The 540-nt window shown below is 50.2% G+C and carries 4 tRNA genes; all 4 read left to right on the top strand.

Annotated features, from left to right (window positions below):
- Positions 1-5 precede the first annotated feature (5 nt).
- A tRNA-Pro gene (locus AC07OI_RS29840) sits at positions 6-82 on the top strand.
- Between the two features lie 130 nt (positions 83-212).
- Positions 213-287, top strand: a tRNA-His gene (locus AC07OI_RS29835).
- A gap of 25 nt (positions 288-312) precedes the next feature.
- Positions 313-396: transfer RNA gene (locus tag AC07OI_RS29830), tRNA-Leu, on the top strand.
- Between the two features lie 14 nt (positions 397-410).
- Positions 411-497 (top strand) — tRNA-Ser (locus AC07OI_RS29825).
- Positions 498-540: the final 43 nt, after the last annotated feature.

The following is a 540-nucleotide window of genomic DNA, read 5'->3' as shown; positions in this document are numbered from 1 at the left end:
TTTTTCGGAGTGTGGCGCAGCCTGGTAGCGCAACTGCTTTGGGAGCAGAAGGTCCGAGGTTCAAATCCTCGCACTCCGACCAGTTAGAGCGTTGCATCGTTCTGTAGAGGACGTCGTTTTACACGGCGTTCTCTACACCCTGAATTTGTCTTTTGGCGGTAATTGAGACTAGAGAATGAATGACGATGAAAGAAAAATCAGCCTGCTTTGGGGTGACCATAACTTAACGGTGAAAGTCGTGGATTGTGATTCCGCTTATCCCGGTTCGATTCCGGGTGGTCACCCCAAAGCAGGTTGAAGCAAATGATGAATGCGCGTGTGGTGGAATGGTATACACGCTGGTTTCAAAAACCAGTACCGTAAGGTTTGAGGGTTCGAGTCCCTCCATGCGCACCAGTATTTTGAAATTTGGAAACGTGGCAGAGCGGCCATTGCAGCTGTCTGGAAGACAGTAGGGCTGAAAGGTCCCGTGAGTTCGAGTCTCACCGTTTCCGCCAGTTGGTAAGCACATCAACATGTGCACTTCTGTAGGGTGCGTTA

The organism is Undibacterium sp. GW821-FHT07F11 (genome assembly GCF_059418665.1).
The sequence above is the reverse complement of the archived record's forward strand: the minus strand, read 5'-3'. Positions and strand labels throughout refer to the sequence as shown.